Source organism: Kitasatospora terrestris (genome assembly GCF_039542905.1).
Classification (GTDB): domain Bacteria; phylum Actinomycetota; class Actinomycetes; order Streptomycetales; family Streptomycetaceae; genus Kitasatospora; species Kitasatospora terrestris.
This window is the reverse complement of sequence record NZ_BAABIS010000001.1, coordinates 6,071,450-6,097,239: the sequence shown is the minus strand read 5'-3', so window position 1 is coordinate 6,097,239 and position 25,790 is coordinate 6,071,450. Positions and strand designations below refer to the sequence as shown.

Below are 25,790 nucleotides of genomic sequence, written 5' to 3'. Positions count from 1 at the left end.
TCGTCGGCCCGGTGTTGCACGGAAGAATGAACTTGGTCGGTCGTCCAAGTCAACCGTCCTACACCCTTGACTTGGACGACCGACCAAGTCATGGTTTCGCCCCAGGAACCCCGGCCGGCCCCGTGAGAGGACACCGCCCGTGAGCATCGAGCACCTGCGGCAGGCGACCGCCGAGCTGCGTCCGCCGTTCGCCGTCGTCGACCTGGACGCGCTGCGCGCCAACGCCGACCAGCTGGTGCGCCGCTCCGGCGGCAAGCCGATCCGGCTGGCCAGCAAGTCGCTGCGCTGCCGGGCCCTGATCGAACGCACCCTGCGGGTGCCCGGCTTCCGCGGCGTGATGGCCTTCACCGTGCCCGAGGCCCGCTGGCTGGCCGGGGCCCTCGGCGAGGAGGCCGGCGACATCCTGGTCGGCTACCCCTGCGCCGACCCCGGACCGCTCGCCGAACTCGCCGCCGACGAGCGGGCCGCGGCCCGCGTCACCCTGATGGCCGACTGCGTCGAGCACCTCGACCTCCTCGCGGCCGCCGCCGGAAAGACCGGCCCCCGGCTGCGGGTCTGCCTCGACCTGGACGCCTCGCTGCGCCTGCTCGGCGGCCGGGTCCACCTCGGCATGCGGCGCTCCCCGCTGCACGCCCCCGACACCGTCGGCGCGCTCGCCCGCGCCGTCCTCGCCCGGCCCCGCCTGCACCTGGTCGGCGTGATGGCGTACGAGGGCCAGATCGCCGGCATGGCGGACGACGCCCCGGGGTCGCCGCTGCGGCGGGCCGGCGTCCGCGCGATGCAGCGCGCCTCCGCCCGCGAGCTGGCCGAGCGGCGGGCCGCCGCCGTCCGCGCCGTCCTCGACGTGGCCCCGCTGGAATTCGTCAACGGCGGCGGCACCGGCAGCCTGGAGTCCACCGCCGCGGAGTCCGCCGTCACCGAACTCGCGGCCGGCTCCGGCCTGTACGCGCCCGTCCTGTTCGACCACTACCGCGCCTTCACCCCGCGCCCCGCCGCGTACTTCGCGCTCACCGTCACCCGCCGCCCCGCACCCCGGCACGTCACCGTGCTCGGCGGCGGCTGGATCGCCTCCGGCCCGGCCGGTCCCGACCGGCTGCCGACCCCCGTCTGGCCCGCCGGACTCCGCCTGCTCCCCCGCGAAGGCGCCGGCGAGGTGCAGACACCGCTCCTCGGAGCCGCCGCCGACCGGCTGCGGATCGGCGACCGGGTCTGGTTCCGGCACGCCAAGGCCGGCGAGCTGTGCGAGCGGATCGACCGGCTGCACCTGGTCGAGGACGGCCGGATCGTCGACGAGGTGCCCACCTACCGCGGCGAGGACCGGGCCTTCCTGTGACCGCCCCGGCCTCCGGTAACGTGCCAGGCGTCCGCCGCCCCCGGAGCCCCAGGAGCCCCGCATGAACCGCCGATCCGCCGACGAGCGCCGCGAGGAGCTGATCGAGGCGGCGATCCGGGTCATGATCCGTGACGGCGTCGCCAGGGCCACCACCCGCGCCGTGGTCGCCGAGGCCGGACTGCCGCTCGGCGCCTTCCACTACTGCTTCCGCTCCAAGGAGGAGCTGCTGCAGAGCGTCGTCGAACGGATCATGGCCCGCTCGCTGGCCCCCGCGCTGGGCGCGGTCACCGCCGCCGGCCCGCCCGAGCAGGTCGTCCGCACCGCCCTGCACGCCTACTGGGACCGCATCCGGCAGAGCCCCGACGAGCAGTTGCTCACCTATGAACTCACCCAGTACGCGCTGCGCCAGCCCGGCCTCACCGACCTCGCCCGCCGCCAGTACCAGCACTACCTGAGCACCGTCCGCACCTCGCTGGAGGCCCTCGCCCGGCTCGCCGACATCGAGTGGACGGTGCCGCTGCCGGTCCTCACCCGCTACGGCATGGGGATGCTCGACGGCCTCACCCTCACCTGGCTGATCGACCGCGACGAGGAGCTCACCACCGCCGCCCTCGACGAGTACGCCCGCTACCTCACCTCCGTGGCCCGCCCGCGCGGTGCCTGACGCCCGTTGATCACGTCCGTCCGGACGGGAGATGATCTTCACGTCATCACGCCCCTCCGACGGGAGACAGCACCTTGCTCGAAGGCGACCTGGTCCGGCTGCGCGCCCTGCGCGCCGACGACGCCGAACACCACCTGCGCTGGCGCAACGACCCCGAGGTGGTCCGCTGGGCCGCCGCCGGCGACCCCTGCTTCGGGCCGGTGACGGCCGAAGGACTCGCCATCGCCTTCGAGTCGATGCTGCGCCTCGTCCCGCTCAAGGAAGCCGTCCTCACCATCGAGGACCGCACCGACGGCCGCCCCATCGGCATGGCCGACTACCGCGACCTCGACCCGTACGGCGGCGCCGCCACGCTCGGCGTCACCATCGGCGAACGCGCGTACTGGGGCCGCGGCCACGGCTCCCAGGCCCTCGCGCTGCTGGTGGACCACCTCTTCGGCGCGTACCCGCTGCGCCGCCTGGAACTCGACACCTGGAGCGGCAACGAACGCGCCCTGCGCGCCTTCACCCGCCTCGGCTTCCAGGAGGAGGGCCGCCGCCGCCAGGCCGTCCAGCTCGCCGGCCACTACTACGACCGCGTCCTCCTCGGCCTCCTCCGCGAGGAGTGGAAGCCCGCCCCGACCGGCCGGGCCTGAACCCGCCGCCAGGCCGCCTTCAGCCCGGCGAAAACGCCGCCGGCGAACCGGCCCGCAGGGCCTCGACCTCCCGACCTCCGCCCGTTGCATGCCGCTTCGCGGCGGGCCGGTGGGCGGGTGCGCGGGTCAGCCGGGGGTGGTCATGGGCAGGGGGTGGGGGCGCTTCGCGGTGCGGCCGTCGCCGGAGGAGCGGCCGGTGAGGCGGCGGCCGAGCCAGGGGCCGAGGAACCGTCCGGCCCAGGCGAGTTCGGCGGCGGCACGGCGCCAGACCGGGGCCGGGGGCAGCGGCGGCAGCGGCTCGCGCCAGGTGCCGTCGCTGCCGGGCAGGCCCAGCGCGTCCGCCGCGGCGGCGGCGATCCGGGCGTGGCCGAGCGGTGCGAGGTGCAGCCGGTCACCGCTCCACAAGCGCGGGTCGACGCTGACCTCGTACCCGGAGGTGTCGACGACCAGCACGCCGTGCCGGGCCGCCGCCTCCCGGATCCGGGTGTTGAAGTCGAGCAGCCGGGGCCGCAGCGGCGCGGCGACCGGCACGATCCGGGTGAGGTCGGGGAAGGTGAAGGTGATCACCCGTGCCCCGCTCCGCGTCAGCGCGGCGTACATCGCCTCCAACTCCCCCGCGACCGCGTCCGGTTCGCACCCGGGGCGGATCAGGTCGTTCATCCCGGCCATCACGCTCGCCAGGTCGGGCCGCAGCGCGAGCGCCGCCGCCAGCTGCCCCGCGCGGATCTCGGCGGCACGCTTGCCCCGCACCGCGAGGTTGGCGTACGTGAACCCCGCTTCACCGGCGGCGAGTTGTTCGGCGAGCCGGTCGGCCCAGCCCCGGTGGCCGGAGGTCTCGTCGCCGTCGCCGAGGCCCTCGGTCTGCGAGTCGCCCAGCGCGACGAAGCGCCGGTACGCCGTCACCGCTCCCGCTCCGCGGCGGCTCCCGCCTCCGCCGCCGCCTCCGCGGCGATCCGCTCGAACTGCGCGCCCATAGCCGCGGACAGCGCCTGCGCGGCGGAGAGCGGCCGTACCATCACGGTGAAGTCGTCGATCAGCCCGTCCTCGTCGAAGTGCAGGAAGTCGCAGCCGTTGATCTCGCGCCCGTCCACGGTGGCGGTGAACACCAGGGCGTGGTCGCGGCCGCCCGGATCGGCGATCTCCCGGACGTAGCGGAAGTCCTCGAAGACCCGCAGCACGCCCCGCAGGATCGCCGCGGTGATGGGCTTGCCCGGGTACGGCTTGAACGCGACCGGGCTGGTGAACACGACGTTCTCGGCGAGCAGCGCGGTGATGGCCCGCTCGTCGCGGTCCTCGACGGCCTTGCGGAAGGGGTGCATCGGCTCAGCTCCAGGGTCATCCATAGTCACCGAATTGAATAGGTGTGTCGGCGAGTATGCCACGGGTGCTACGTTGACCGCATGGCTCTGCGGAACGCACTGATGGCCGCCCTGCTGGAGGGCGAGGCGTCCGGCTACGACCTCGCCAAGGGGTTCGACGCCTCGGTCGCCAACTTCTGGATGGCCACCCCCCAGCAGCTCTACCGCGAGCTCGACCGCATGGAGGCGGACGGCCTGATCAGCGCCCGGGTCGTCGAGCAGGAGAAGCGCCCCAACAAGCGCCTGTTCTCGCTCACCGACGCCGGGCTCGCCGCCGTCCACGCCTACACCGCGGAACTCCCCGCCAGGCCCAGCACCATCCGCGACGAGCTGCTGGTCAAGGTGCAGTGCGTCGACGCGGGCGACGCCGCCGCGGTCCGGGAGGCGGTCGCCGAACGCACGGACTGGTCGCGCGCCAAGCTCGCCCGCTACGAGCGGCTGCGCGGCCGGCTGCTGGGCGGCCGGTCCGAGGAGCAGCACCTGGCCGAGGCCGACCGGGTCGGGCCGTACCTCACGCTGCTGCGCGGCATCGCCTTCGAGCAGGAGAACGTCCGCTGGGGCGAGATCGCCCTCCGGGTCCTGGACGGGCGGGCGGCCGTCCGGCACTGAGGCGGGGCGCCGCGTGCCATCCTGGGCGCATGCGGTTCACCTTCGACGCGGAGCTGTGGATCTGGGACGCCCGGCGCTCCGACAGCTGGACCTTCGTCACCCTGCCCGCCGACGCCTCCGACGAGATCCGCGACCGCGGCGCCGGCCCCCGGCGCGGCTTCGGCTCGCAACGCGTCCGGGTCACCATCGGGGCCACCAGCTGGCAGACCTCGGTCTTCCCGGACAGCACGAGCGGCTGCTACGTCCTGCCGGTCAAGCGCGCCGTCCGCACGGCCGAGTCCCTGCTCCCCGGCGACACCGCGACGGTCGGCGTCGAACTCCTCTAGAAGTCTGATGAAGATGTTGGGTTCTGGCCTCGTCGCGTGTGCGGTGGGGCCAGACTCGTTTCGTGGCGATGGGGGAATGGGCTGGGGAGTTGGTCGGGCCGGATGTGTGGGAGACCTGCCGGGAGTTGATCCCGGCCGGGAGTGTGTTCGCGTTCCTGGCCGAGCACCGGGAGGCCCTGTTCCCGGGCTCGATGTTCGCGGACATGTATCCGTCGAGGAACGGGCGGCCGAGTATGCCGCCGCAGGTCCTGGCGGCGGCCGTGGTCCTGCAGAGCCTGCACGGCCTGTCGGACGTCGACACGGTCCAGCAGTTGCGGTGCGACCTGCGGTGGAAGGCCGCGTGCGGGCTCGGCCTGCACGACACCGCGTTCGACCCGTCGCTGCTGGCCTACTTCCGGCGCCGGCTGCAGCGCTCACCGGATCCGAACCGGTTGTTCGCCCGGGTCAAGGAGGTGGTGGCGGCCACCGGCGTGCTCAGGGGCAGGCAGCGGCGGGCGCTGGACTCCACCGTGCTGGACGACGCGGTGGCCACCCAGGACACCGTCACCCAGCTGATCGCCGCGATCCGCCGGGTGATCCGGGACGTCCCCGACGCGGAGCGGACCGCCGCCGCGTGGTGCACCGCCCACGACTACACCGACCCGGGCAAGCCCCGCATCGCCTGGAGTGACGAGGCCGCCCGCACCGCACTGGTGGACGCCCTGGTCACCGACGCGCTGAACCTGCTGGGCCGCCTGCCCGAACGGCCACTGGACGAGAAGGCCGCGGACGCCGTCGGACTGCTGGCCCTGGTCGCCGGTCAGGACGTCGAGGTCGCCGACGGCTCCGACGGACGCGACGGCCGATGGCGGATCGCCCGCGGCACCGCCCGCGACCGCATCGTGTCCACGGTGGACCCCGAGGCCCGGCACATCCACAAGAACCGCACCCGCCACCAGGAGGGCTTCCGCGCCCACGCCGCGTTCGAGCCCGAGACCGGTCTGCTGACCGAGGTCGCCCTCACCGCCGGCACCGGAGCGGACAACCACGAGGCCGCCGTCGCCCAGGACCTGCTCGCCGACGAGACCGGGACCCTGACCGTCCTCGGCGACACCGCCTACGGCACCGGCGACCTGCGCGAAGCCCTCGAGGACGACGGCCATACCCTGATCATCAAGCCCCCGCCACTGCGGCAGGCCGTCCCCGGCGGCTTCACCGGCGACGACTTCCACGTCGACACCCACGCCGGCACCGTCACCTGCCCCGCCGGCCACACCAAACCCCTCGGCCGCCCGGATGCCAAGGGCGCCCGGGCAGCCCAGTTCAAGAAGCTCTGCACCGACTGTCCCCTGCGCGATCGGTGCACCCGCTCCAAGACCGGCCGAGCATTCCAGGTCCACGCCCACTACGACCGCCTGAAAGCCGCCCGCGACCAGGCAGCCGACCCCGACTGGCAGGCCGAATACCGCCGCTGGCGGCCACCGGTCGAACGCGCCATTGCCTGGCTCACCGCACAGGCCAACCGCCGCGTCCCCTACCGAGGCGTCCTGAGGAACGACACCTGGCTCCACAACCGCGCCGCCGCACTCAACCTCCGCCGACTGATCAACCTCGGACTCACCCGCACCCGCCACACCTGGACCATCACCCCCACCACCACATAGCGCAGAAGGGCCGCCCCAACCGGGACAGCCCTCCCAATGCCAAGATCTTCATCAGACTTCTAGGCCTCACCCTGCCCGCCGCGGCGCCCGAGCAGCACGGCGGTCGCCGCGGCGGCCAGCACTGCGGTGACGGCGGCTCCGGTGGCGGCGGCGGGCACGCCCCAGGTCTGCCAGGCGAGGCCGAACAGCGCGGAGGACGCCAGGTAGGCCAGGGCCTGGCCGCTCTGGACCAGGGCGAGGCCGGTGGTGCGCAGCCGCTCCGGGAGGACCGGGGTGGCCAGGGCCATCAGGACGCCGTCGGTGGCGGCGTAGAAGAGCCCGTGCAGCAGCAGGACGGCGAGGACGAGCGGCGGGCCGCCGAGCGGACCGGCCAGCAGCAGGTACCCGGCGGCGACGGCGAGGTAGCCGGCGAGCAGGACGGGGGTCCGGCCGATCCGGTCGGCCAGGGCCCCGAGCGGCGCGGCGAGCAGCAGGTACGCGAGCGCGGTGCCCACCGCGAGCAGCGGGAACCAGCCGGTGGCGAGCGCGGTGCGGCGTTGGAGCAGCAGGTACACGAAGCCGTCGCCGACCGTGGCCAGGCCCAACAGGCAGGCCGCGCCGAGGAGTCGGCGGACGGCCGGGCGGCCGAGCAGCGCGGCGGCCTCCCGGGCGCGCGGGGCGGCCGTGGACCGCGGCCCGGGCCGGTCACGGTGGTCGCGGACGAACAGGGCCAGCAGCAGCACCCCGAAGCAGGCCACGCAGAACGAGGTCAGGAAGACCGCGTCGAAGGCCTGGTCGGCGGCGGCGAGGACGGCCAGCGCGACCAGCGGCCCGGTGAAGGCACCCACCGCGTCCATCGCGCGGTGCACGCCGAACGCCCGGCCGAGGACGGCGGGCGGGACGGAGAGGCCGATCAGCGCGTCCCGGGGGGCGGTGCGCAGGCCCTTGCCGGCCCGGTCGGCGGTGACGGCGAGCGCGAGCCCGGCGGTCGAGGCGCCGGCGGCGAGCAGGCCGAGTCGCGCGGCGGCGGACAGGCCGTAGCCGAGGCCTGCGGTGGCCTTGCGGCGGCGGGTCCGGTCGGCGAGGTAGCCGCCGGCCAGCCGCAGCAGCACGGTCGCCCCGCCGTACAGGCCGTCGAGCAGGCCGTACGCGGCGGGGCCGAGGTGCAGGCCGGCGACGAGGTAGAGCGGGAGGACGGCCGTGACCATCTCCGAGGAGACGTCGGTGGTCAGGCTGACGGCGCCGAGTGCGAGGACGTTGCCGCCGACCTGGCGCCAGGGGGCGGCGGCGCCTCCGCGCCGGCGGGGGCGGATGCCGGTGGTGGTGAGGTACACGGGCGGTCGGTCCTTCGCAGCGGTGGGGGCCGGTCCGGGCGGTCGGACCCGGTTCAGGGCAGCCGGGCGGGTGATTCGGCGTCGGCGGCGAGCAGGCGCGGGGTGCCGCTGCCGTCGGCGGGGACGGTCCAGACGTCGGCGCCGGCGCGGCCCCGGTGCGGCAGCGCGTAGGCGAGGGTGCCGTCGTCCAGCCAGGCGGCCTGGTCGTCGACGCTGCGGGTCTCGGCGGACGGGGTCTGCGCCAGGTCGGCGAGCGAGAGCACGGTCAGGCGCCAACTCCGGTCGGGGAGCATCTTCTTGTACGCGATCCGGGTGCCGTCGGGCGAGAGCGACGGGCATTCGACGTTCTCGGCGAGGACGTGCAGGTCGCGCCGGGCGAAGTCGCCGCGGACCAGCAGGCGTTGCCCGCCGGTGGCCAGGGTCGCGTAGAACCGGTTGTCGTCGGCGGCGAAGGTGACGCCCCAGAGGTTGGCGTCGGGCGGGGAGTGGTGGCCGTCGACGGTGAAGTTCTCCAGGTTCCCGGCGAGTTCGCCCGTCCCGGTGTCGAGGATGCCCGAACGGGTGGAGAATTGACCGCCGTTGTAGGAGTCACCGGTGACGAAGACCGTCCAGGAGACCATCCGGCCGGTCGGCGAGACCCGGGCCCGGTTCGGCACGCCGTTCAGCGGGAGCGTCCGCAGCTCCTTCAACGCCTGGTCGGTCACCACCAGTTCGGCCGAGACCGGGCCCTGCCGCAGGCAGACCCCGGTGCCGGCCGCCGCATACAGCCGCAGGCAGGAGAGCGGGCTGACGGCCCGGCTGCCGTCCTCGCGGACCAGGGCGAGGCGCCCGCTCTGCGTGTCGCGGACCAGCAGGCCGGCGGTCCGGAGCGTGAGGCCGGACGCGGGCGGACCGGCCGCCGGTCTGGCGCGGGCCAGGATGTAGCCCGCGCAGACGGCCGTGAGCAGCAGGGCGACGGTCGCGGCGACCAGGATCCGCCTTGTCACGATGGGTGTCCTCCGTGGTTCCGGTCAGCCGACGGTGACGTCGTCGAACCAGGTGATGCTGGGGTCACCGGGGTAGTTGTCGTCGTGGTTGACCAGTTGGAGGGTGTAGGAGTGGCCGGGGGTGAGGGTGTCGGTGATCTTCTGCCAACCGCCGTTCGCCGTGCACGTCCTGGGCAGCGGGGTGGTGGTCGTGCCGCTGGTGTTGTGCTTGAGCACGACGGTGGCCCAGGCGTAGCGGACGGTGTCGCGGCAGTCGCCCTTCCACCACACGGTGAGCGTGGTGGCGCCCGGCGGGGCGGTGAAGGTCTGGGAGATCACCGAGTCCCCGTCGGTGGGCGTGGTGGCGCCGGCCGCCCCGCTGTACGCGCCGCTGCGTCCGGCGGCGACGGCGGTGGTGCCGGAGACCGTCCAGCCGTTGAACGTCCCGTACTCGAAGCCGCCGTTGACCACGCCCGGCACGGGCGTCGGGGAGGGCGAGGGGGACGGGGAGGAGCTGGAGCTCGGCGAGGGCGAGGGCGACGGTGAGGGCGAGGTGGTCCACACGTCGGTGATCGGGGCCGCGCCGGCGGCGCTGCCGAGCGGGGTGAGCCCGTAGGCGTCCTCGATGGTGCGCAGCAGGTTGTAGTGGTTGATCTGCTCGGCGTAGGTGCCGGTCCTGACCTGGGCGCCGACCAGGACGGTGGCGATCTGGTTGACCGAGCTGAAGTTGTCCTCGTCGAAGGTGACCACCAACAGGCTGTTGTGGGTCTTCGCCCACTGCGCGTACGCGTCGAGGTTGGTGCGCAGCCAGCTGTCGCCGGTGGGGATCGACGCGGAGCAGCCGGTGGCGCCGTGCATGTCGTTGCACATGTCCGGGACCACGAAGGAGACCGTGGGCAGTTGGGTGTAGTCGGTCGGGAAGGTGCTGTACCGGACGTTGCTCGCGGCCGGCACGTTGTCGAAGTCCACCCAGGGGTTGTGCTTGCGCACGTACCGGCCGTCGCTGGACGAGCAGCCGGTGAAGCCGTCGCTCGGCAGGCCCTCGGAGTAGCCCTTGAAGGTGAACCCGGCGGCGATCAACTGGCTGCCCAGGTTGGCCTTCCCGGTGAAGTTCTTGGGGCAGCTGTCGTCGGTGACGCCCTGCTGGCCGCCGGAGAACAGCGCGACGTAGTTGCCCTGGCTGGGGTGGGTCACGCCGAACGACTGGCTGAAGCTCGCGCCCTGCGCCGCCAGCGAGTTGATGTACGGCGCGTCCGCGCTGCCGATCACCGCCGAGTAGTCCTTGTTCTCGAACGGGACCACCACGACGTGGTCGAACCGCGGCACCGAGCCGACGGCGGTCTGCGCGCCGGCGGCGGTGTCCGTCCGCGCGCCCGCCGCCACGCCCGCGCCGGTGGCCGCGGCCAGCGCGGCGCACAGCGCGGCCACCGCGAGTCTTCTTCTCAGCATGGGGTCTGCTCCCTTCCGGTCCGGTGGAGATCGCCGCCATGCTGGTGCGGCCGCGGGCGGCTGGGAAGCCGCCCGGCGCGACGGTCCGTGGACGACGGGCCGCCGCGGACCGCGCCGACCTGGACCGATCCGCGGCGAGCCGAAAAATTCAGTACCGGCCGGTAACCGAGGGGCTGTCACCACCCGCCACTCCGGGCATGATGTGTCCCCGACAGGAAGACGGTGACCGAGCCGGAAGGAGGCGGACCCGATCGACGGCACACGCGAGCCAATCGCCCACCGGCCGTTCCACACGGCCCTGCGGGAGGCCATCACCGCCCGCGGCCTCACCCTGGCCCGGCTGCGCGAGCACCTGGCCGCACGCGGACAGCCGGTCGGGGTGTCCACGCTCAGCAACTGGCAGCGCGGCGCCGGCCGGCCCCGCGGCCCGCAGGGCCTGCGCGCCCTGACCGAGCTGGAGCGGCTGCTCGACGTCCGCCCCGGCAGCCTGGCCCGCCTGTTGGACGAACCCGTCGGCCGTGGCCGCCGCGCCACCGCCATCCCCGGCACCCCCGTCCGGGAGGCGCGGCGGCTGCGCGCCCGGCTCGACCCCGACCGCGACCCCGGCCTGGCCGAACTCGCGGTGCACCACGACGTCACCGTCTCCGAGCACGGCTGGGAGACCGCCGTCCGGCTGGTGGTCCGCTCCCGCCGCACCGGCGCCGACCGGCACGTGGTGCTGGCGCACGCCACCAACGGCACGGTGCCGCTGATCCGCACCGGCCGCGACTGCCGCCTGGGCCGGGTGTGCGCCGACCCCGCGCAGGCCCTGCTGGCCGCCGAGATCCTGCTGCCACCGCTCGACCGCGGCGAGACCTTCACCGTCGAGTACCGCACCACCGGCAGCGGCGAGGAGTCCTACCACGGCCACTGGTTCCGCACCCCGGGGCAGCGCTACGAACTCACCGTCCGGCTGCCGGCCGCCCGCGGCTACCGCCACGCGGCCCGGATCTGGCGGCTCGACAGCCGCCTCCCGCACAAGGACGTCGCCCGGCTGCGCCTGATCGGCGGCACCGTCGCCCACCTGCTCGACCCGGACGTCGCCCCCGGCTTCCACGGCATCCGCTGGGCCCGCTGACCCGGCCGCCGGCCTGGCCACCGGACCGCCGGTCGACCCCGGCCACCGGCCCGCCCGCTCTCCCCGGCCGCCGTCGTGCCCGCCGCTGCGGCCCCACCGCCGCCGCACCGCTCCGCTTCACCCGCCCGCCGGCTCCGCGCACCGCCCGCTCCGGCGAATCTCAACCGCCCTGCCCGGCGCGGGCGTAGCGGCCCGGGGTGACGCCGAGGACCCGCTTGAAGTGCCGGTTCAGGTGCGACTGGTCGTAGAAGCCGGCGGCGGTCGCCGCCAGCGCGGGCGGGTGGCCGCCGAGCAGCAGCCGGCGGGCCCGGTCGACCCGCCGGGACATCACGTACTGGTGCGGCGCGATGCCGTACGCGGCGCTGAACGCCCGCACCAGGTGCGTCGGGTGCGCGTGCAGCAGCCGGCCGGCCTCGTCCAGCGTGACGGCGGCCGGCAGCCGGGCGTCCAACAGGTCGCGCAGGTCCCCGGCGACGCCGCGCGGCGGGCCGCCGCCGGTGACCGCCGGGCGGGGGCGCAGGATCGCCCGCAGGCGCTCGCCGATGAACGCCAGCCGGCTCTCCGCCTCCAGTTCGTCGCCCGGGTCGGCGAGCGCGGCGTGCAACTGGACGACCCGTCGGCGCAGCAGCGGGTCGGTCAGGTCGGGGCCGTCGACCGCCGCGCCGATGTAGCGCTCGTCGAGCTGCGTCATGTCCAGGTAGACCACCCGCTTGCGGAAGCCGTCGGCGGTGGCCGGCTCGCCGTTGTGCGGGACCTGCGGCGGCAGCAGGCTGACCGTGTCGCCCGGGGTGCCGCGCTCGTGCCGGTCCAGGTGGTAGCGGACCGCGCCGGAGTCGACGATCAGCACCGTCCACGCGTCGTGGACGTGCATCGGGTACACGTGCTCGGTGAAGCGGGCGTGCAGCACCTCCACCACGCCCGGGACCGCCGGGCGCCAAGCCGACACCTCCGGTCGCGACGCCATGCAAGGAACGTACAAGACCGGGCCGCCCGGCATCGCGCAGTCTCGACCCGTGAACACCCCCGAGCAGACCTCGCCGGCCGCGCCGGCCGCACCCGCCGCTCCCGCCGCCCCCGTCCGCTTCGACACCAAGATCGCCGTCCTGCTCCGCGAGGACCTCGAACCCTGGCAGCGGCTGAACGTCACCGCCTTCCTGGTCAGCGGCCTCGGCACGGCGGCGCCCGAACTGATCGGCGAGCCCTACCGGGACGCCGACGACACCGCCTACCTGCCGATGCTGCGCCAGCCCGTCCTGGTCCTCGAAGGCGGCAAGGAGACCGTCGGCCTCGCCCACCGGCGGGCGCTCTCCCGCTCCCTCCCCCTCGCCGTCTTCACCTCGGACCTCTTCACCACCGGCAACGACCGCGACAACCGGGCCGCCGTCCGCGCCGTGCCCACCGCCGACCTCGACCTGGTCGGCCTCGCCGTCCACGGCCCGCGGAACGCCGTCGACAAGGTCCTCAAGGGAGCCAGGATGCACCCCTGACGGCCAGGGTGTCGGCCGGTCCGTCGAGGTGGGCGGGGGTGGCCGCGCCGGGCCGCGAGGCCACCCCCTGTTCCTGTGCGCCGTGCGGCGCGAAGACCGTGCGTGCCGTTGCCGCTCGGCGCCGGAAGCAGTCCCGGCGAGACGGCGGCGGGCCGCGGTCCGGCTACTGCCAGGGGCCGGGGGCCGGCGGCGGGGTGACGGGCGGGCGGTCGTCGCAGGTGATGGTGTTGGGCACCTCCCACGGCGCGAGCCAGGAGCTGTTGCCGCCCTGGTCGGCGAGCCGGAACTCCGAACCGTCCGGGGTGAAGTGGAAGGTTCCGCAGTTGTTGACGCCGACCGCGCCGACGTTGCGCGCCCGGACGTTCTCGAAGGTCGCCGAGCCGGCCGCCCGGGCGCTGACCACCGAGGTGCCGGTGCCGTCCACCTTGACGTCCTTGAAGTGCACGTTCGTGATCGAGTAGAGGTCCTTGACCGGCCAGTCGGCGACGAACATGGCGGCGTTGTAGGTGTTGTCGAGGAAGTCGTCGCCGGTGACCTGGACGTCCGCCTCGATATCCTTCTCCAGGGCGTAGAACCAGATCGCGCCGAGGCCGACGCGCCAGTTCAGCTCGAAGGTGCCGGCCCGCACGGTGGTGTTGTCGGTGATCCGCAGCTGTCCGGCGAACGCCTCCGCGCCGAAGCGGGAGCCGACGTGCAGGGCGCTGCCCTCGCGGATCGGGTCGGCGACCAGGTTGTTCGACACCGTGTTGTCGGCGCCGCCGTAGATCGCGATGCCGTTGGCCAGGGTCGGCGTCTGGACGGTGTTGTGGTCGATGACGTTGCCGGCGTCCTGGGCCTTCTCCGACCACAGGGCGATGCCGTCGTCACCGGTGTTGCGGATGAAGTTGTTCGAGATGACCGAGTCGGTCACCGCGGTGTGGAAGTTGATGCCGTCGGCGATCTGGTCGGCGATCTGGTTGCCGGTGATCCGCAGGTTGCGCATCGGGCCGTCGAGCCACATGCCGACCTTGGTGTGGTGGATGTACAGGCCCTCGATGCTGGAGTCGCTGAGCGCCCCGCCGACGCCGTTGACCTGGTCGGTGTCGATCCGCTCGCGCACGTCGCCCTCGATGGCGAAGCCGGACAGGTGCACGTTGCGGCTGCCGCCCTCGGCGGCGTCCTTGCCGTAGAAGCCGACGCCGGTGTGCGCACCGCCCGGCAGGTCCGTCCGGTGGCCCTTGACCACGGTGTACCAGCTGCCGGCGCCGACGACCGTGACGTCGTCCACGACGATGTGCCGGTTGACCTGGTAGGTGCCCGGCGGGAGGTAGACCTTGAGGTGCTTCTGCCGGGCGAAGGCGACGGCCCGGTCGATGGCGTCGGCCGAGTCGCGGCGGCCGGTCGGGTCGGCGCCGAAGACCAGGACGTTGGCGGCGAGCAGCTCCACGTGCGGCGGGGCCACGGTCTGCGAGTCCAGCAGGTCGACGACGGTGGCGGCGGCCCCGGCGGGGACGCTGAGGCGGACCTTGGCGCCGGCCGGGTAGCTGCGGCCGAGCAGCAGCCGCTGCTCGTCGAAGGCGTGCCCCGGCCGGAAGGGCTTGGAGACGACCGGCGCCGGGGTGGTGGCGGCGGGGACGCAGCCGCACTCGGTGATCCACCAGTCCGGGTGGAGCAGGTCCGCGCCCGGGTCGTCGGTGAACGGGTACTGGTTGTAGAGCCAGGAGTACTGGGAGGTCAGCGTCATGGTGTGGCGCCGCTTGCCGTCGACGCTCACGTCCAGCGGGGAGGTGGTGCCGCCGCCGGTCGGGGCGTCCGGGAGGCTGTAGCGGACGGTGATCGCGTTGGCGGCCTTCGGCAGGGTGAACTCGACGTACTGGCCGGGCTGGAGCCGGACGGCGTCGCGGCCGGACGCCTCCGCGGCCAGGCTGTACGCCTCCCGGTTCGCGCCGAGCGCGGTGCCGGTGGTCGGCGCGTTCTCCGCCTCCTGCTCCTGGAAGCCGAGGTCGGCGCCGCGGCCGGCGACCAGGGACGGGTCCAGGGCGGCCCGGGTGACCTTGGCGGCCGGGCCGCCCTGCGCGTGGGCGACGCCGCCGCCGGCGGCGGTGGCGAGGCAGACCGCGGCGGCCAGCGCGGTGGCGGAGCTGCGTGGGAAGTGCATGGTGGGATACCTCCCGTACGGGGCTGACGAGTCGGGGGTGTGGGGGTGGGTGGTGGAACCGGAAGGGGCCGCACCACTCCCCCCAAGGAAAGATGCGGCCCCCGGAGCGCCCTGCGCTCCGTCCGTGTCAGGGCAGACGGAGCCAGGCCGCCGTGTCGGGGGGCAGCTGACCGTCGGTCAGCGGCCCGCTGGTGAGCAGCACCGCGTCGTGCGCGGGCAGCTCCACCGGCGCGGTGCCGAGGTTGGCCACGCAGGCGAAGCCCTCGGTGCCGCGGCTGAACGCGAGGACCTCCGGCGCGGCCGGCAGCCACGCCATGTCCGGTGCGGCGAGGGAGCGTTCGGCCCGCCGGATGCGCAGCGCGGCGCGGTACAGCTCCAGCATCGAGTCCGGGTCGGCGGACTGCGCGGCGACGGTGAGGCGCCCCCAGTCGGCCGGCTGCGGCAGCCACGGCTCCTTCGAACCGTCCGGGGAGAAGCCGAACGGCGCCTCGACACCCGACCAGGGCAGCGGGACGCGGCAGCCGTCCCGGCCCGGGTCGGTGCCCCCGGAGCGGAAGTGCATCGGGTCCTGGAGGCGGTCCAGCGGCAGGTCCTCCACCTCGGGCAGGCCCAGCTCCTCGCCCTGGTAGAGGTAGAGCGAGCCGGGCAGGGCCAGGGTGAGCAGCGCGGCGGCGCGGGCCCGGCGCAGGCCGAGCGCCAGGTCGGTCGGGGTGCCGAAGGCCTTGGTGTCGAAGTCGAACCGGGTGTCGGTGCGGCCGTACCGGGTGACGGTGCGGGTGACGTCGTGGTTGCACAGCACCCAGGTGGCGGGGGCGCCGACCGGGGCGTGCGCGCCGAGCGTGGCGTCGACCGAGGCGCGCAGCTGCGCCGCGTCCCACGGGCGGGCCAGGAAGTCGAAGTTGAACGCGGTGTGCAGCTCGTCCGGGCGCAGGTAGCGGGCGAACCGTTCGGTGTCGGGCACCCAGATCTCGCCGATCAGCACGCGCGGCTGCTCGTAGGAGTCGGCGATGGCCCGCCAGGACCGGTAGATCTCGTGCAGGTCGTCCCGGTCGATGTAGGGGTGCGGGCTCGCGCCCTCGACCAGGTCGGGCAGGCCCGGGTCCTTGGCCAGCAGGCCGGCCGAGTCGATCCGGACGCCGGCCGCGCCGCGGTCGAACCAGAACCGCAGGATCTCCTCGTGCTCGCGGCGGACCAGCGGGTGGTCCCAGTTGAGGTCCGGCTGGGCGGCGGCGAACAGGTGGAGGTACCACCAGCCGTCGTCGATCCGGGTCCACGGGCAGCCCCCGAACTCCGACTCCCAGTTGTTGGGCGGCAGTTCGCCCCACTCGCCGCGGCCCTCGCGGAAGTGGAACAGCTCCCGCTCGGGGCTGCCGGGGGCCGCCGCCAGCGCGGCGCGGAACCACGGGTGCTGGTCGGAGACGTGGTTGGGCACCACGTCCACGATGGTGCGGATGCCGTGCTCGCGCGCCTCGACGATGAGCTTCTCGGCGTCCTGGAGGGTGCCGAACACCGGGTCGACGTCCCGGTAGTCGGCGACGTCGTAGCCGCCGTCGGCCATCGGCGAGGGGTACCAGGGGTTGAACCAGATGGCGTCCACGCCGAGTTCGGCGAGGTACGACAGCTTTGCGCGAACTCCGGCGAGGTCCCCGATGCCGTCACCGTTGCCGTCGGCGAAACTGCGCGGGTACACCTGGTAGATCGCCGCGTTCCGCCACCACTGCTCTGACACGGTCCGGGTTTCCTTTCGAGGGGCGTTGTCGGGACGGGGGTTGCGCGGGTTCAGCCCTTGAGGCTGCCTGCGGTGAGGCCCGCCATGATGTTCCGCTGGAAGACCAGGAACAGGACGATGGTCGGGAGCGAGGCGAGGAAGAGCCCGGCGATCAGCGTGTTCTGCGGCATGGAGGTCGCCGCGGTGTTGACGCCGACGTTGAGCGTCTCGTGGGCGGGCACGGTGATCAGCGGCCACAGGAAGTCCTTCCAGACCGCGACCAGGCCGAAGATCGAGACCACGCCGAGGATCGGCCGCGACAGCGGCAGGACCACGGACCACAGCACCCGTACCGGGCCGGCCCCGTCGATCGAGGCCGCGTCGAGCAGTTCGTCGGGGATCGAGTCGAAGAAGCGCTTCAGCAGGAAGATGTTGAACGCGTTGGCCACGGTGGGCAGCCAGATCACCCACGGGGTGTTCATCAGGTTCCAGTGCACCAGCGGCAGGTCGAGCACCGTCAGGTACTGCGGGATCACCAGGGCCGCGGCCGGGATCATCATCGAGGCCAGCATCATCCCGAGGATCACGTTGCCGAAGACCGGGCGCAGCTTGGAGAGCGAGTACGCGGCGGCGACGCAGAAGACCAGCTGCAGGAGCAGCGCGCCGCCGGCGTAGACGACCGTGTTGAGCAGCAGCTGCGCCATCCCGAGCCGGTCCCAGGCCTCGGTGAAGGCGTGGGTGCCGGGGCTCTCCGGGAAGAGCGTCGGCGGGGTCCGGACCAGCTCCTGGGGGGACTTGAAGCCGCCGGTGGCCATCCAGTAGAGCGGGCCGATGAAGACGATCGTCGCCATCACCAGGGTGAGGACCAGGACGATCCGGTACGTCCGGCGGCCGGCGGGCTGGTTGAGGCGCACCGGGGAGATCAGGGTGCGGGTCGCGCCGGAACGGGCTTCCTTGCTCATCGTCACTCCTCCCCGCCCCGGCGCTCCAGCCAGAGGTAGACGGCCGAGAAGGCGCCGAGTACCAGCAGCAGGACGACGCCCAGTGCGGCCGCGGTGTTGAACTTGTCGTAGCTGAACGCGTAGTTGTAGAGCAGGTAGACCACGGTGGTGGTCGAGCCCTGGGGTCCGCCGCCGGTGAGCACGAAGGACTCGGTGAACATCTGCATGGTGGCGACCACCTGCAGCATCAGCATCAGCGAGAGGATCAGCCGGGTCTGCGGCACGGTGACGTGCCAGATCCGGCGCAGCAGTCCGGCGCCGTCCAGCTCGGCGGCCTCGTAGAGCTCGCCGGGGATGCTCTGCAGGGCGGCGAGGTAGACCAGGGTGGCGCTGCCCATGTTGGCCCAGGTGGAGACGATCACCAGCGAGAGCATCGCGGTGTCCTGCGAGGCGAGCCAGGACGAGGTCGGCAGGTGCAGCGCCTCGAGGATCTGGTTGAACAGGCCGTAGCCGGGGTCCATGAAGTACTTGAAGAGCAGGATGCCGGCGACCGGCGGCAGCATCACGGGCAGGTAGACCAGGATGCGCAGGTAGCTCTGGGCGTGCCGGAACTCGTTGATCACGATCGCGGAGACGAACGGCGCCACGAAGCCGAAGAACAGGGCGATGCCGGTGAACTCGAGGGTGTGCTGCCAGGCCGGCCAGAACTCCGGGTCGGCGAAGATCTGGCGGAAGTTGTCGAACCCGACCCAGTGGGTCTCGCCGTAGCGGACCTTCTGGAACGACATGACGATCTCACGGACCATCGGGTACCAGGTGAAGAGCGCGAAGCAGAGCAGGGCGCCGATCAGGAAGGCGTGGGCGCGCAGGTTGCGCGTCAGCGCGCGGCGCCAGGCCCCGCCCGGCGGCGGGTTGCCGGTGCGGGCCGCTTCGGCGCGGGCCGGGCCGCGGGTCAGCGTGGTGGTCATGGGAGGTGGCTCCTCGTCAGGGTGCCGGCCGCCGGCCGGACCGCGGGGAGGTGCGGTCCGGCCGGGCGGCGGGTCACTGGTTGGCCAGGATCTGGTTCGCCTGGGCCTCGGCGGTGGCGAGCACCGTGTCGAGGTTCGCGTTGGGGTCGGTCATCGCGGCCGACATCGCGGTGTCGAGGATCTTGTACAGCTGCTGGGCCGCCGGGGGCTCGGTCAGCGTGGTGGTGGGGTTCTTGACGTAGGGGTCGTAGTTGGACAGCGGCAGGTTGCCGTTAGTCTTCAGCGACTCGGTGATCGCCTTGATCTGCGGCGAGTCGGCGCTCCAGAAGTACGGCTGCGGGACGGCGATCGCGACCGGGTCCTTGCTGCTGCCGGCCAGGGTCTTGGCGCGGGCGTAGTTGAACTGGCCGGAGTCCGGGGTCTGGTACTGGAAGTTGATCCAGGCGATCTCGGCCTTGATCTGGTTCGGGGTCTGGCCCTTCTTGATGTAGTACAGGTCGCCGCCGCCGAGGCTGTTGCCCGGGCCGGTGGCGCCCGGCATCGGGCCGAGGCCGTAGGCCTTGGCGTCCGCGCCGAGCACCTCGATCAGGTGCTTGATGACGTCGGGCGCGCCGAGGAACATGCCGACCTTGCCGGTGGCCAGCGGCGGGAAGGCGTCGGCCCAGCCGGTCACCGGGGTGGCGCTGATGCTCTGGTCGGTGAAGCGCATGTCGTGCAGGCGCTTGAGGACCTGCTTGCCCTCGGCGGAGTTGAACGCGGCCTTCTTGCCGTCCTGCGAGACCATCTTGCCGCCGAGGCTGTAGAGCTCGGAGGTGAAGTGCCAGCCGCCGGTGTTGCCGCCGCTGTAGTCCTCGTAGCCGGAGATGCCGTTGCCGAGGGCGGAGATCTTCTTGGCCGCGGCCTGGACCTCGTCCCAGGTCTTCGGCGGGTTGTCCGGGTCGAGGCCGGCCTGCTTGAACAGGTCGCGGTTGTAGACCAGGCCGGTGCTGTAGTAGTTGATCGGCAGCGCGTAGACCTTGCCGTCGACCGTCATGTTCTGCTTGACGCTCGGCAGCATGGAGGAGAAGCCGGGCACCGTCTGGTCGTTGACGTAGGCGGTGATGTCCTGGGCGTCGCCGGAGTTCAGCGTGGCGTCGCGGTCGGTGAAGTAGGCGTGGAAGGCGCCGGTCTCGTCGTGCGCCTTGTACTGCGCGGTCTGCTGGGCCGGCACCTCGCACTGGCCGACGTACGGCTTCGCGTTGATGGTGACGTTCGGGTACTTGGTCTTGAAGAGCGCCAGGTCGTCGGCGTAGTTCGCCTTGCCCGCCGCCTGGTCCGCACCCGGAGCGCAGTCGATGGAGATGGTGACGGTCGCGTTCGGGTCGAGCGGCTTGCCGTCCGCCGTGCCGCCGGCGGCGTCGCCGCTGCCGGAGGAGCCGCTGGAGCAGGCGGCGGTGGTCAGCAGCAGCCCTGCCGCGAGAGCGACGGCGGCCATCCTGCTCGATCTGTTCAGCTTCATGCGTACCCCATGGGTGGGAAGAGGTTTCGGTGAGGCCGGGCGAAAGCCGACGTGTGAGGAACGTAGGTCCTTGAACCAGTGATTGCAAGAGGTTGACGACAGACTGAAAAGTTACGACTGTGCATCGGGGGGCCCTCGACCCCTTCTGGGGCCTTGCGCCGCATCCGAACGGCGATCCTGGGCCCTTGCGGACCACCTTGCAGGTTCTTGCCAAATACTGTTCTACTTTTGCGCATGAAGAGCAGACTCTCCGTGGTGGCGCAGAAAGTCGGAGTCAGCGAGGCCACCGTCAGCCGGGTCCTCAACGGCCGGCCGGGGGTCTCCGCAGCCACCCGCAACGCGGTGCTCACCGCACTCGACGTGCTGGGCTACGAACGGCCCACCCAGCTGCGCGGCGAACGCGCCCGACTGATCGGCCTGGTCCTGCCCGAGCTGCAGAACCCGATCTTCCCGGCGCTGGCCGAGGTGGTCGGCGGCGCGCTCGCCCAGCGCGGCTTCACGCCGCTGCTGTGCACCCGCACCGCGGGCGGCCTCGGCGAGGCCGGGCACGTCAGCATGCTGCTCGAACAGCGGGTCTCCGGGGTGGTCTTCGCCGGCGGGCACTGCGCCGAGGCGGACGCCTCCCACGAGCACTTCGCGCAGCTGCGCGAGCGCGGCGTCCCGGTGGTGCTGCTGAACGCCGCCGTGGAGCGGCTCGGCTTCCCCCAGGTCTCCACCGACGACACCGTCGCGGTGGCCCAGGCCTTCGCCCACCTGACCGCGCTCGGGCACGAGCGGATCGGCCTGGTGGTCGGCCCGGAGGGCCACGTGCCCTCCCGCCGCAAGCTCGCCTCCTACGTCCACCAGTACGCCCTCCAGGGCCGCGAACCGCGCCCCGAGTGGATAGCGCGCGCCCTGTTCGGCCTGGAGGGCGGCCACGCGGCCGCAGGGCGCCTCCTGGAGGCCGGCGTCACCGGCGTCGTCTGCGCCAGCGACCCGTTCGCCCTCGGCGTCGTCCGGGCCGCCCGACGGGCCGGCCTGGACGTCCCCGGGGACCTCTCGGTGATCGGCTTCGACGACTCGGCGTTCATCAACTGCACCCAGCCGCCGCTGACCACCGTCCGGCAGCCGATCGAGTCGCTCGGCCGGGCCGCGGTCGAGCTGCTGGTCGGCCAGATCGACGGCGCCGCGATCGCCCCCGGGGAGCTGCTGTTCGAGCCCGAGCTGGTCGTCCGCGGCTCCACCGGCCCGGCCCGGCACCGGCCCGCCGCGTAGGAGCTCTTCGGAGGGACGACGAAGAGGGCGGGCGCCCGGGGCGCCCGCCCTCTCCCGTTCCCCGGTTACGGGTTGACGGTGATCTTGAAGGTGGAGGTGGTGTTCTGGATGTCCTTGAAGTTGTTGCTCAGGGTGAGGTGGTTGAAGGTGACCGAGCCGACCGCCGGGCCCTGCCCCGCCTCGGGCATCTCGTTGGCCCAGATGCCGTAGCCGGACTTGGCGTCGAAGGCGTCGCCGCTCCTGCGGGCACCGGTGATCGAGACGTTGGTGAACACCGTGTCCGTGACCGGGTTCTGCGGCTGGCCGCCGCTGTAGTTGGTCTGGAACATGATGCCGCTGTACGTCGGGTCCACGATGTCCACGTCGCTCACCCGGATGCCCTGGAACACCTTGGAGGCCGAGAAGACCCAGATCGCCGGGAAGACCTGCGCCCCCCAGAAGTGGCCGCCGCCCCGCACGATCGAGATGTTCTGCAGGTCGGTCGTCGGCGAGGCGCCGAAGCCGTTCATCGGGTAGCCGAAGTCCAGCGAGGAGATCGTGATGCCCGAGTAGCAGAGGGTGTCCGCGATGTAGATGTTGCGGAAGGTGTTGGCGTAGCCGCCGTAGACCGCGATGCCGGCCGCGCGCCAGGTCAGGATCGAGGTGAGGTTCTCGAAGACGTTGTTCTTCTCGTCGGCGCCGCCGGCGTCGATCGCGGAGAACAGCGCGAAGGAGTCGTCACCGGTCGCCCGGGCCTCGTTGTTGGAGACCAGGTTGTCGGTCGAGCCGTTGGTCATGTTGATGCCGTCGGCGAAGGTGTCGCGGATCCGCGAGTTGGTGATCCTCATGGAGTCCGTGTTGGCACCCCAGTACATGCAGACCATGTGCTCGGTCCAGATGTTGTCGATCGTGATGTTCGCGACGTTGGCGAAGTCGAAGACCTTGCCCGGGCCGTCGATCCGCGAGGTGTAGTTGCCGAAGTAGGCGAACCCGGCGAAGGTCGAGCCGTTGGCGGTGGCCTCGGCCCGGAAGCCGACGTCGGTGTTGGACTGGCCGGTCGGCGCGTAGAACCGGGTGAACCACGGGCCGGCGCCGATCACCTTGACGGCCTTGCCGTACACCTGGAACTTGTTCGCGGTCTGGTAGTCGCCCGCGGGGAGGTAGACGCCCACCAGCGTGCCGGTGGTGTCCATCCGGACCTTGTCCAGGGCGTTCTGCACGTCCTGGTGGGTGAAGCCGGTCGGCACGACGTACTTCGCCGGGTCCGGGTTGGCGACCTGGGTGGCCTGCTCCAGGCTGACGAAGTCGATCGCGTACTGGCTGGTGTTGGCCGAGTCCTTCTGCAGCTTGATCTTGTGGCCGGCCGGGACGTTCACCCCGAGCAGCACGTTGGCCTCGTCGTAGACGTGCCGCGGGCTGCCCGCGCTCGGCGCGTTGCCGGGCGAGGTCTCGTTGCCGTACAGCCAGGCGTACTTCGAGGTCAGGTCGATCGACTTGAGGAAGCTGCCGTCCACGTAGACGTTCAGGGTGGCGTTGGTGCCGTCACCGCCCGCCGCGTCCGGGATGGAGAACCGGGTGACCAGGGTGTTGGTCGGCGCCTTGGTGGTGAACTCCACCGACGAACCGGTCTGGTTGAGGGTCACCGCCCTGCGGCCGGAGGCCTCGCCGGCCACGTCGCCGATGGTCCGGTTCGGGCCGACCACGGCCGCCCCGCCGGCCAGCACGCCGTCCTCGGCCTCGTAGGTGTCGAACGGCATGTTCGCGCCGCGGCCCACGTACAGCTGCTGGGTGCTGGTGTTGTTGCCCTGCTTGACCGGCAGCTCGTTGCTGTCGTTGGCGATCACGGTCTTCACCGTGTACCGGCCGTTGGCCGCCGTCCAGCTGCCCAGCGAGACGGGCGAGGTGGTCGCGCCGGCGGCGATCGCACCGCTGTACGAGCCGGTCAGGGTCTTCACCACGGCGCCGGTGGTGGCGTCCGCGACGGTCAGGGTGACCGCGTGGCTGCCGGCCGCCGAGGCGACGGTGCCCTGGTTCTTGATCGCGACGGTGAAGTTCACCGCGCTGCCCACCGCCGGGTTCGACGGCGACCAGGCGACCGGCGCGGCCACCAGGTCGGAGCTGGCCACCGGGGAGACGGTCAGCGGGGTCGGGCTGGTGAAGCCGTTGTTGGTCTCGTCCTGCTCGACCACCGCGCCCGCCGCGTCGGCCTTCGCGGACAGCTGGTAGCTTCCGGCGTTCTGCGCGCCGATCGCCGCCGAGACGGTCGCCGAGGCGCCCGCCGCCAGCGCGCCGACCTGCGCGGTGCCGACCTTGGTGGAGCCCAGGAAGAGGTCGACCGCGCTCGCGCCGGCCGCCGCCGTACCGGCGTTCTTCACCGTGGCGGACAGCGTGACCGCGTCGGTCTCCACCGGGCTCGCCGGGGAGCCGGTGATGCCGGTGACCACCAGGTCCGGGTTGGGCGCCGGGGTGCCGACCACCTGGAACTCGGCGACCTGCCCCGCCGGGGCACCCGAGTTGGCGGTGATCCTCAGCTGCACGTCGGCCACCCGGGCGCTCACCGGGATGGTGACCGTGTTGCCGCTCGCCGGGTCGAAGGTGTAGCTCTTCGCCGCCACCAGGCTGGTGAAGTTCTGGCTGCTCTGCTCGCGGCCCAGCACCTCGACGGTCTCGGTCCGGGTCGACCACGCCGAGGCCGGGTTGAGCTTCAGCACCACCGAGCTGGTGTCGGCGTTGGCGCCCAGCGCCACCGTCAGGGAGTTCGGGTAGGAGCCGCCCGCACCCTCCCAGTAGGTGGTCACGTCGTTGTCGTTGGCGTTGCCCGCGACGAAGGTGAACACCGAGGACGAGGCGGTGATCGCCTTGCCCGCCGCCAGGTTGGTCCCGGTGCCGCCGCCGCTGCCGGTGCGCACCACGGTGTTGCTGCTGGCCGACTGGTTGCCCGCCGCGTCCTTGGCCTTCACGTAGTACGAGACGGTCGCGGTGTCCGGCTGGCTGTCGGTGTACGTCAGCACGTTGCCCGCCACGCTGGTGCGCAGCGCGCCGTTGGCGTACACGTCGTACCCGGTCACCCCGACGTTGTCGCTCGACGCGCCCCAGGTCAGCTTGATCTGGCCGGAGGCCGGCTGGGTGAACGCCAGGCCGGCCGGCGCCGACGGGTCCTGGGTGTCACCGGTCTGCCCGGTGCGGGTCACCGTGTTGCTGGCCGCGGACTGGTTGCCCGCCGCGTCCTTCGCCTTCACGTAGTACGAGACCGTCGCCGAGTCGGCGCGGCTGTCGGTGTACGTCAGCGCGTTGCCGGCGACACTGGTCAGCAGCTGCCCGTCGGCGTACACGTCGTAGCCCGCCACCCCGACGTTGTCGGTCGAGGCGCCCCAGGTCAGCTTGATCTGCCCGGAGGCCGGCTGGGTGTACGCCAGGTTGGCGGGCGCGGACGGCGCCTGCACGTCGCCGGAGTTCGGGCCGTACGCCTCGAACTCCGCCAGCTGCGCGGCCGGCCACGCGGTGTTGGCCGTGAAGGTCAGCCGCAGGTAACGGGTCGTGGTGGTCGGCAGGTTGACGGTGACCGCGTTGCCGCCCGCCGGGTCGAAGGTGTACGCCGCCGAGGCCACCAGGTCGGTGAAGTTGGTGCCGTCGGTGGAGCCCTGGACCTTCAGCGTCTCGTCGCGCCGCTCCCAGCCGGTGGGCAGCTTGAGCACCAGCTTGTTCACCGGCACCGCGGAGCCGAGGTCGCCCTGCACCCACTGCGGGAAGGCGTTGTTACTGCTCTCCCAGTAGCTGGCCTGGCTGCCGTCCGCCGCGTTGCCCGGGGTGTACTGCCCGTTCGAGCTGGACGCGGTGAAGGTGCGGCCCTGCAGCAGGTTCGCCGAGGCGCTGGCCGCGCCGTACACCTCGAACTCGGAGAACTGCGCGGCCGGCCAGACGCTGTTCGCGGCGACCTGGATCCGCACGTAACGCGCATTGGTTGAGCCGAAGTTGATCCGGACGGTGTTGCCCGCACCCGGGTCGAAGGAGTAGGCGGTGGCGCCCACCACGGTGGAGAAGTTGCTGCCGTCCGTGGAGCCGAGCACCGTCAGCGTCTCGCTGCGGCTCTCCCAACTGCCGGGCAGCTTAAGCACCACCTGGTCGATCGCCGCGGAGCTGCCCAGGTCGACCTGCACCCACTGGGGCAGCGCGCCGTTGCCGCTCTCCCAATAGGTCGACTGGTTGCCGTCGTTGACGTTCCCGACCACGTACTGGCCGTTGACGCTGCTCGCGGTGACCGGCTTGCCGGCGGCGAGGTTCGGACCGCCTGCGGCGTGGGCCGGCAGCAGCGGCCCCGCGAGCAGGAGCATGCCCACCGCGACTGACGACGCCGTCAGCCGCGGGAGGATGCGTTGTGATCTCATGACATCCCTCTGTCTCTGAGT

Annotated in this window: 21 protein-coding genes; 9 read left to right on the top strand and 12 right to left on the bottom strand. The window is 72.6% G+C overall.

Annotation, left to right across the window (positions count from 1 at the left end):
• The first annotated feature begins 139 nt into the window (after positions 1–139).
• The 3 genes from ABEB06_RS27975 to ABEB06_RS27965 all read left to right on the top strand — a co-directional run bounded on the left by ABEB06_RS27975 (position 140) and on the right by ABEB06_RS27965 (position 2,632).
• Positions 140–1,333: an amino acid deaminase/aldolase gene (locus ABEB06_RS27975; protein ID WP_345699659.1), complete on the top strand. Its 1,194-nt coding sequence runs from the start codon at positions 140–142 to the stop codon at positions 1,331–1,333.
• 61 nt (positions 1,334–1,394) lie between these two features.
• Positions 1,395–1,997: a TetR/AcrR family transcriptional regulator gene (locus ABEB06_RS27970; protein WP_345699658.1), complete on the top strand. Its 603-nt coding sequence runs from the start codon at positions 1,395–1,397 to the stop codon at positions 1,995–1,997.
• 74 nt (positions 1,998–2,071) lie between these two features.
• On the top strand, positions 2,072–2,632 hold the full coding sequence (locus tag ABEB06_RS27965) for a GNAT family N-acetyltransferase (protein WP_345699657.1): 561 nt from the start codon (positions 2,072–2,074) through the stop codon (positions 2,630–2,632).
• Between the two features lie 126 nt (positions 2,633–2,758).
• On the opposite strand, the gene ABEB06_RS27960 is transcribed toward ABEB06_RS27965, so the two are convergent.
• Positions 2,759–3,535 (bottom strand): SGNH/GDSL hydrolase family protein, encoded by a 777-nt coding sequence (locus ABEB06_RS27960; protein ID WP_345699656.1) that lies wholly within the window; start codon positions 3,533–3,535, stop codon positions 2,759–2,761.
• The gene (locus tag ABEB06_RS27955; RefSeq protein ID WP_345699655.1) at positions 3,532–3,951 is read right to left on the bottom strand and encodes a nuclear transport factor 2 family protein; all 420 of its coding nucleotides are present in this window, start codon (positions 3,949–3,951) and stop codon (positions 3,532–3,534) included. The genes ABEB06_RS27960 and ABEB06_RS27955 overlap by 4 nt, the downstream gene beginning before the upstream one ends.
• A gap of 81 nt (positions 3,952–4,032) precedes the next feature.
• Here ABEB06_RS27955 and ABEB06_RS27950 point away from each other — a divergent pair, with 81 nt between their 5' ends.
• The 3 genes from ABEB06_RS27950 (at position 4,033) to ABEB06_RS27940 (ending at position 6,568) form a co-directional block, all read left to right on the top strand.
• On the top strand, positions 4,033–4,599 hold the full coding sequence (locus ABEB06_RS27950) for a PadR family transcriptional regulator (protein WP_345699654.1): 567 nt from the start codon (positions 4,033–4,035) through the stop codon (positions 4,597–4,599).
• Positions 4,600–4,628: 29 nt separating this feature from the next.
• Positions 4,629–4,925: a DUF1905 domain-containing protein gene (locus ABEB06_RS27945; RefSeq protein WP_345699653.1), complete on the top strand. Its 297-nt coding sequence runs from the start codon at positions 4,629–4,631 to the stop codon at positions 4,923–4,925.
• A gap of 68 nt (positions 4,926–4,993) precedes the next feature.
• Positions 4,994–6,568: an IS1182 family transposase gene (locus ABEB06_RS27940; RefSeq protein WP_345701881.1), complete on the top strand. Its 1,575-nt coding sequence runs from the start codon at positions 4,994–4,996 to the stop codon at positions 6,566–6,568.
• Positions 6,569–6,627: 59 nt separating this feature from the next.
• Here ABEB06_RS27940 and ABEB06_RS27935 read toward each other — a convergent pair whose 3' ends face one another.
• Genes ABEB06_RS27935 through ABEB06_RS27925 form a run of 3 tightly spaced genes read right to left on the bottom strand, consistent with a single transcriptional unit; the run spans position 6,628 to position 10,295 of the window.
• Positions 6,628–7,881: an MFS transporter gene (locus ABEB06_RS27935; RefSeq protein ID WP_345699652.1), complete on the bottom strand. Its 1,254-nt coding sequence runs from the start codon at positions 7,879–7,881 to the stop codon at positions 6,628–6,630.
• 53 nt (positions 7,882–7,934) lie between these two features.
• Positions 7,935–8,867, bottom strand: coding sequence for a TolB-like translocation protein (locus ABEB06_RS27930; protein WP_345699651.1), 933 nt, complete (start codon positions 8,865–8,867; stop codon positions 7,935–7,937).
• A 24-nt stretch (positions 8,868–8,891) separates the two neighbouring features.
• A complete protein-coding gene (locus tag ABEB06_RS27925; protein WP_345699650.1) occupies positions 8,892–10,295 on the bottom strand; it encodes an alkaline phosphatase family protein in 1,404 nt (467 codons plus the stop codon).
• A 379-nt stretch (positions 10,296–10,674) separates the two neighbouring features.
• Between ABEB06_RS27925 and ABEB06_RS27920 the strand changes: the two genes are divergently transcribed.
• Entirely contained in the window at positions 10,675–11,412 is a 738-nt protein-coding gene (locus ABEB06_RS27920; protein WP_345699649.1) for a hypothetical protein, read from the top strand.
• Positions 11,413–11,572: 160 nt separating this feature from the next.
• Here the strand turns inward: ABEB06_RS27920 and ABEB06_RS27915 are convergent, their stop codons facing one another.
• Positions 11,573–12,376 (bottom strand): helix-turn-helix transcriptional regulator, encoded by an 804-nt coding sequence (locus ABEB06_RS27915; protein WP_345699648.1) that lies wholly within the window; start codon positions 12,374–12,376, stop codon positions 11,573–11,575.
• Here ABEB06_RS27915 and ABEB06_RS27910 point away from each other — a divergent pair.
• Complete coding sequence (locus ABEB06_RS27910) at positions 12,375–12,899, top strand: DUF2000 family protein (protein ID WP_345699647.1); 525 nt, start codon at positions 12,375–12,377, stop codon at positions 12,897–12,899. The two genes, ABEB06_RS27915 and ABEB06_RS27910, sit on opposite strands and share 2 nt — an antisense overlap.
• Positions 12,900–13,062: 163 nt before the next feature.
• On the opposite strand, the gene ABEB06_RS27905 is transcribed toward ABEB06_RS27910, so the two are convergent.
• From ABEB06_RS27905 to ABEB06_RS27885, 5 genes are all read right to left on the bottom strand, one after another.
• Positions 13,063–15,036: a glycosyl hydrolase family 28-related protein gene (locus ABEB06_RS27905; protein WP_345699646.1), complete on the bottom strand. Its 1,974-nt coding sequence runs from the start codon at positions 15,034–15,036 to the stop codon at positions 13,063–13,065.
• A gap of 127 nt (positions 15,037–15,163) precedes the next feature.
• Positions 15,164–16,765 (bottom strand): glycoside hydrolase family 13 protein, encoded by a 1,602-nt coding sequence (locus ABEB06_RS27900; protein ID WP_345699645.1) that lies wholly within the window; start codon positions 16,763–16,765, stop codon positions 15,164–15,166.
• Between the two features lie 50 nt (positions 16,766–16,815).
• Positions 16,816–17,706, bottom strand: coding sequence for a carbohydrate ABC transporter permease (locus tag ABEB06_RS27895; protein WP_345699644.1), 891 nt, complete (start codon positions 17,704–17,706; stop codon positions 16,816–16,818).
• Between the two features lie 2 nt (positions 17,707–17,708).
• A complete protein-coding gene (locus tag ABEB06_RS27890; protein ID WP_345699643.1) occupies positions 17,709–18,653 on the bottom strand; it encodes a carbohydrate ABC transporter permease in 945 nt (314 codons plus the stop codon).
• Positions 18,654–18,726: 73 nt separating this feature from the next.
• Positions 18,727–20,151 carry an extracellular solute-binding protein gene (locus ABEB06_RS27885; RefSeq protein WP_345699642.1) on the bottom strand — a complete coding sequence of 475 codons (1,425 nt, stop codon included), beginning with the start codon at positions 20,149–20,151 and terminating at the stop codon, positions 18,727–18,729.
• Positions 20,152–20,385: 234 nt separating this feature from the next.
• Here ABEB06_RS27885 and ABEB06_RS27880 point away from each other — a divergent pair, with 234 nt between their 5' ends.
• A complete protein-coding gene (locus tag ABEB06_RS27880; RefSeq protein WP_345699641.1) occupies positions 20,386–21,405 on the top strand; it encodes a LacI family DNA-binding transcriptional regulator in 1,020 nt (339 codons plus the stop codon).
• A 65-nt stretch (positions 21,406–21,470) separates the two neighbouring features.
• Here the strand turns inward: ABEB06_RS27880 and ABEB06_RS27875 are convergent, their stop codons facing one another.
• Complete coding sequence (locus tag ABEB06_RS27875; RefSeq protein WP_345699640.1) at positions 21,471–25,769, bottom strand: discoidin domain-containing protein; 4,299 nt, start codon at positions 25,767–25,769, stop codon at positions 21,471–21,473.
• Positions 25,770–25,790 lie beyond the last annotated feature (21 nt).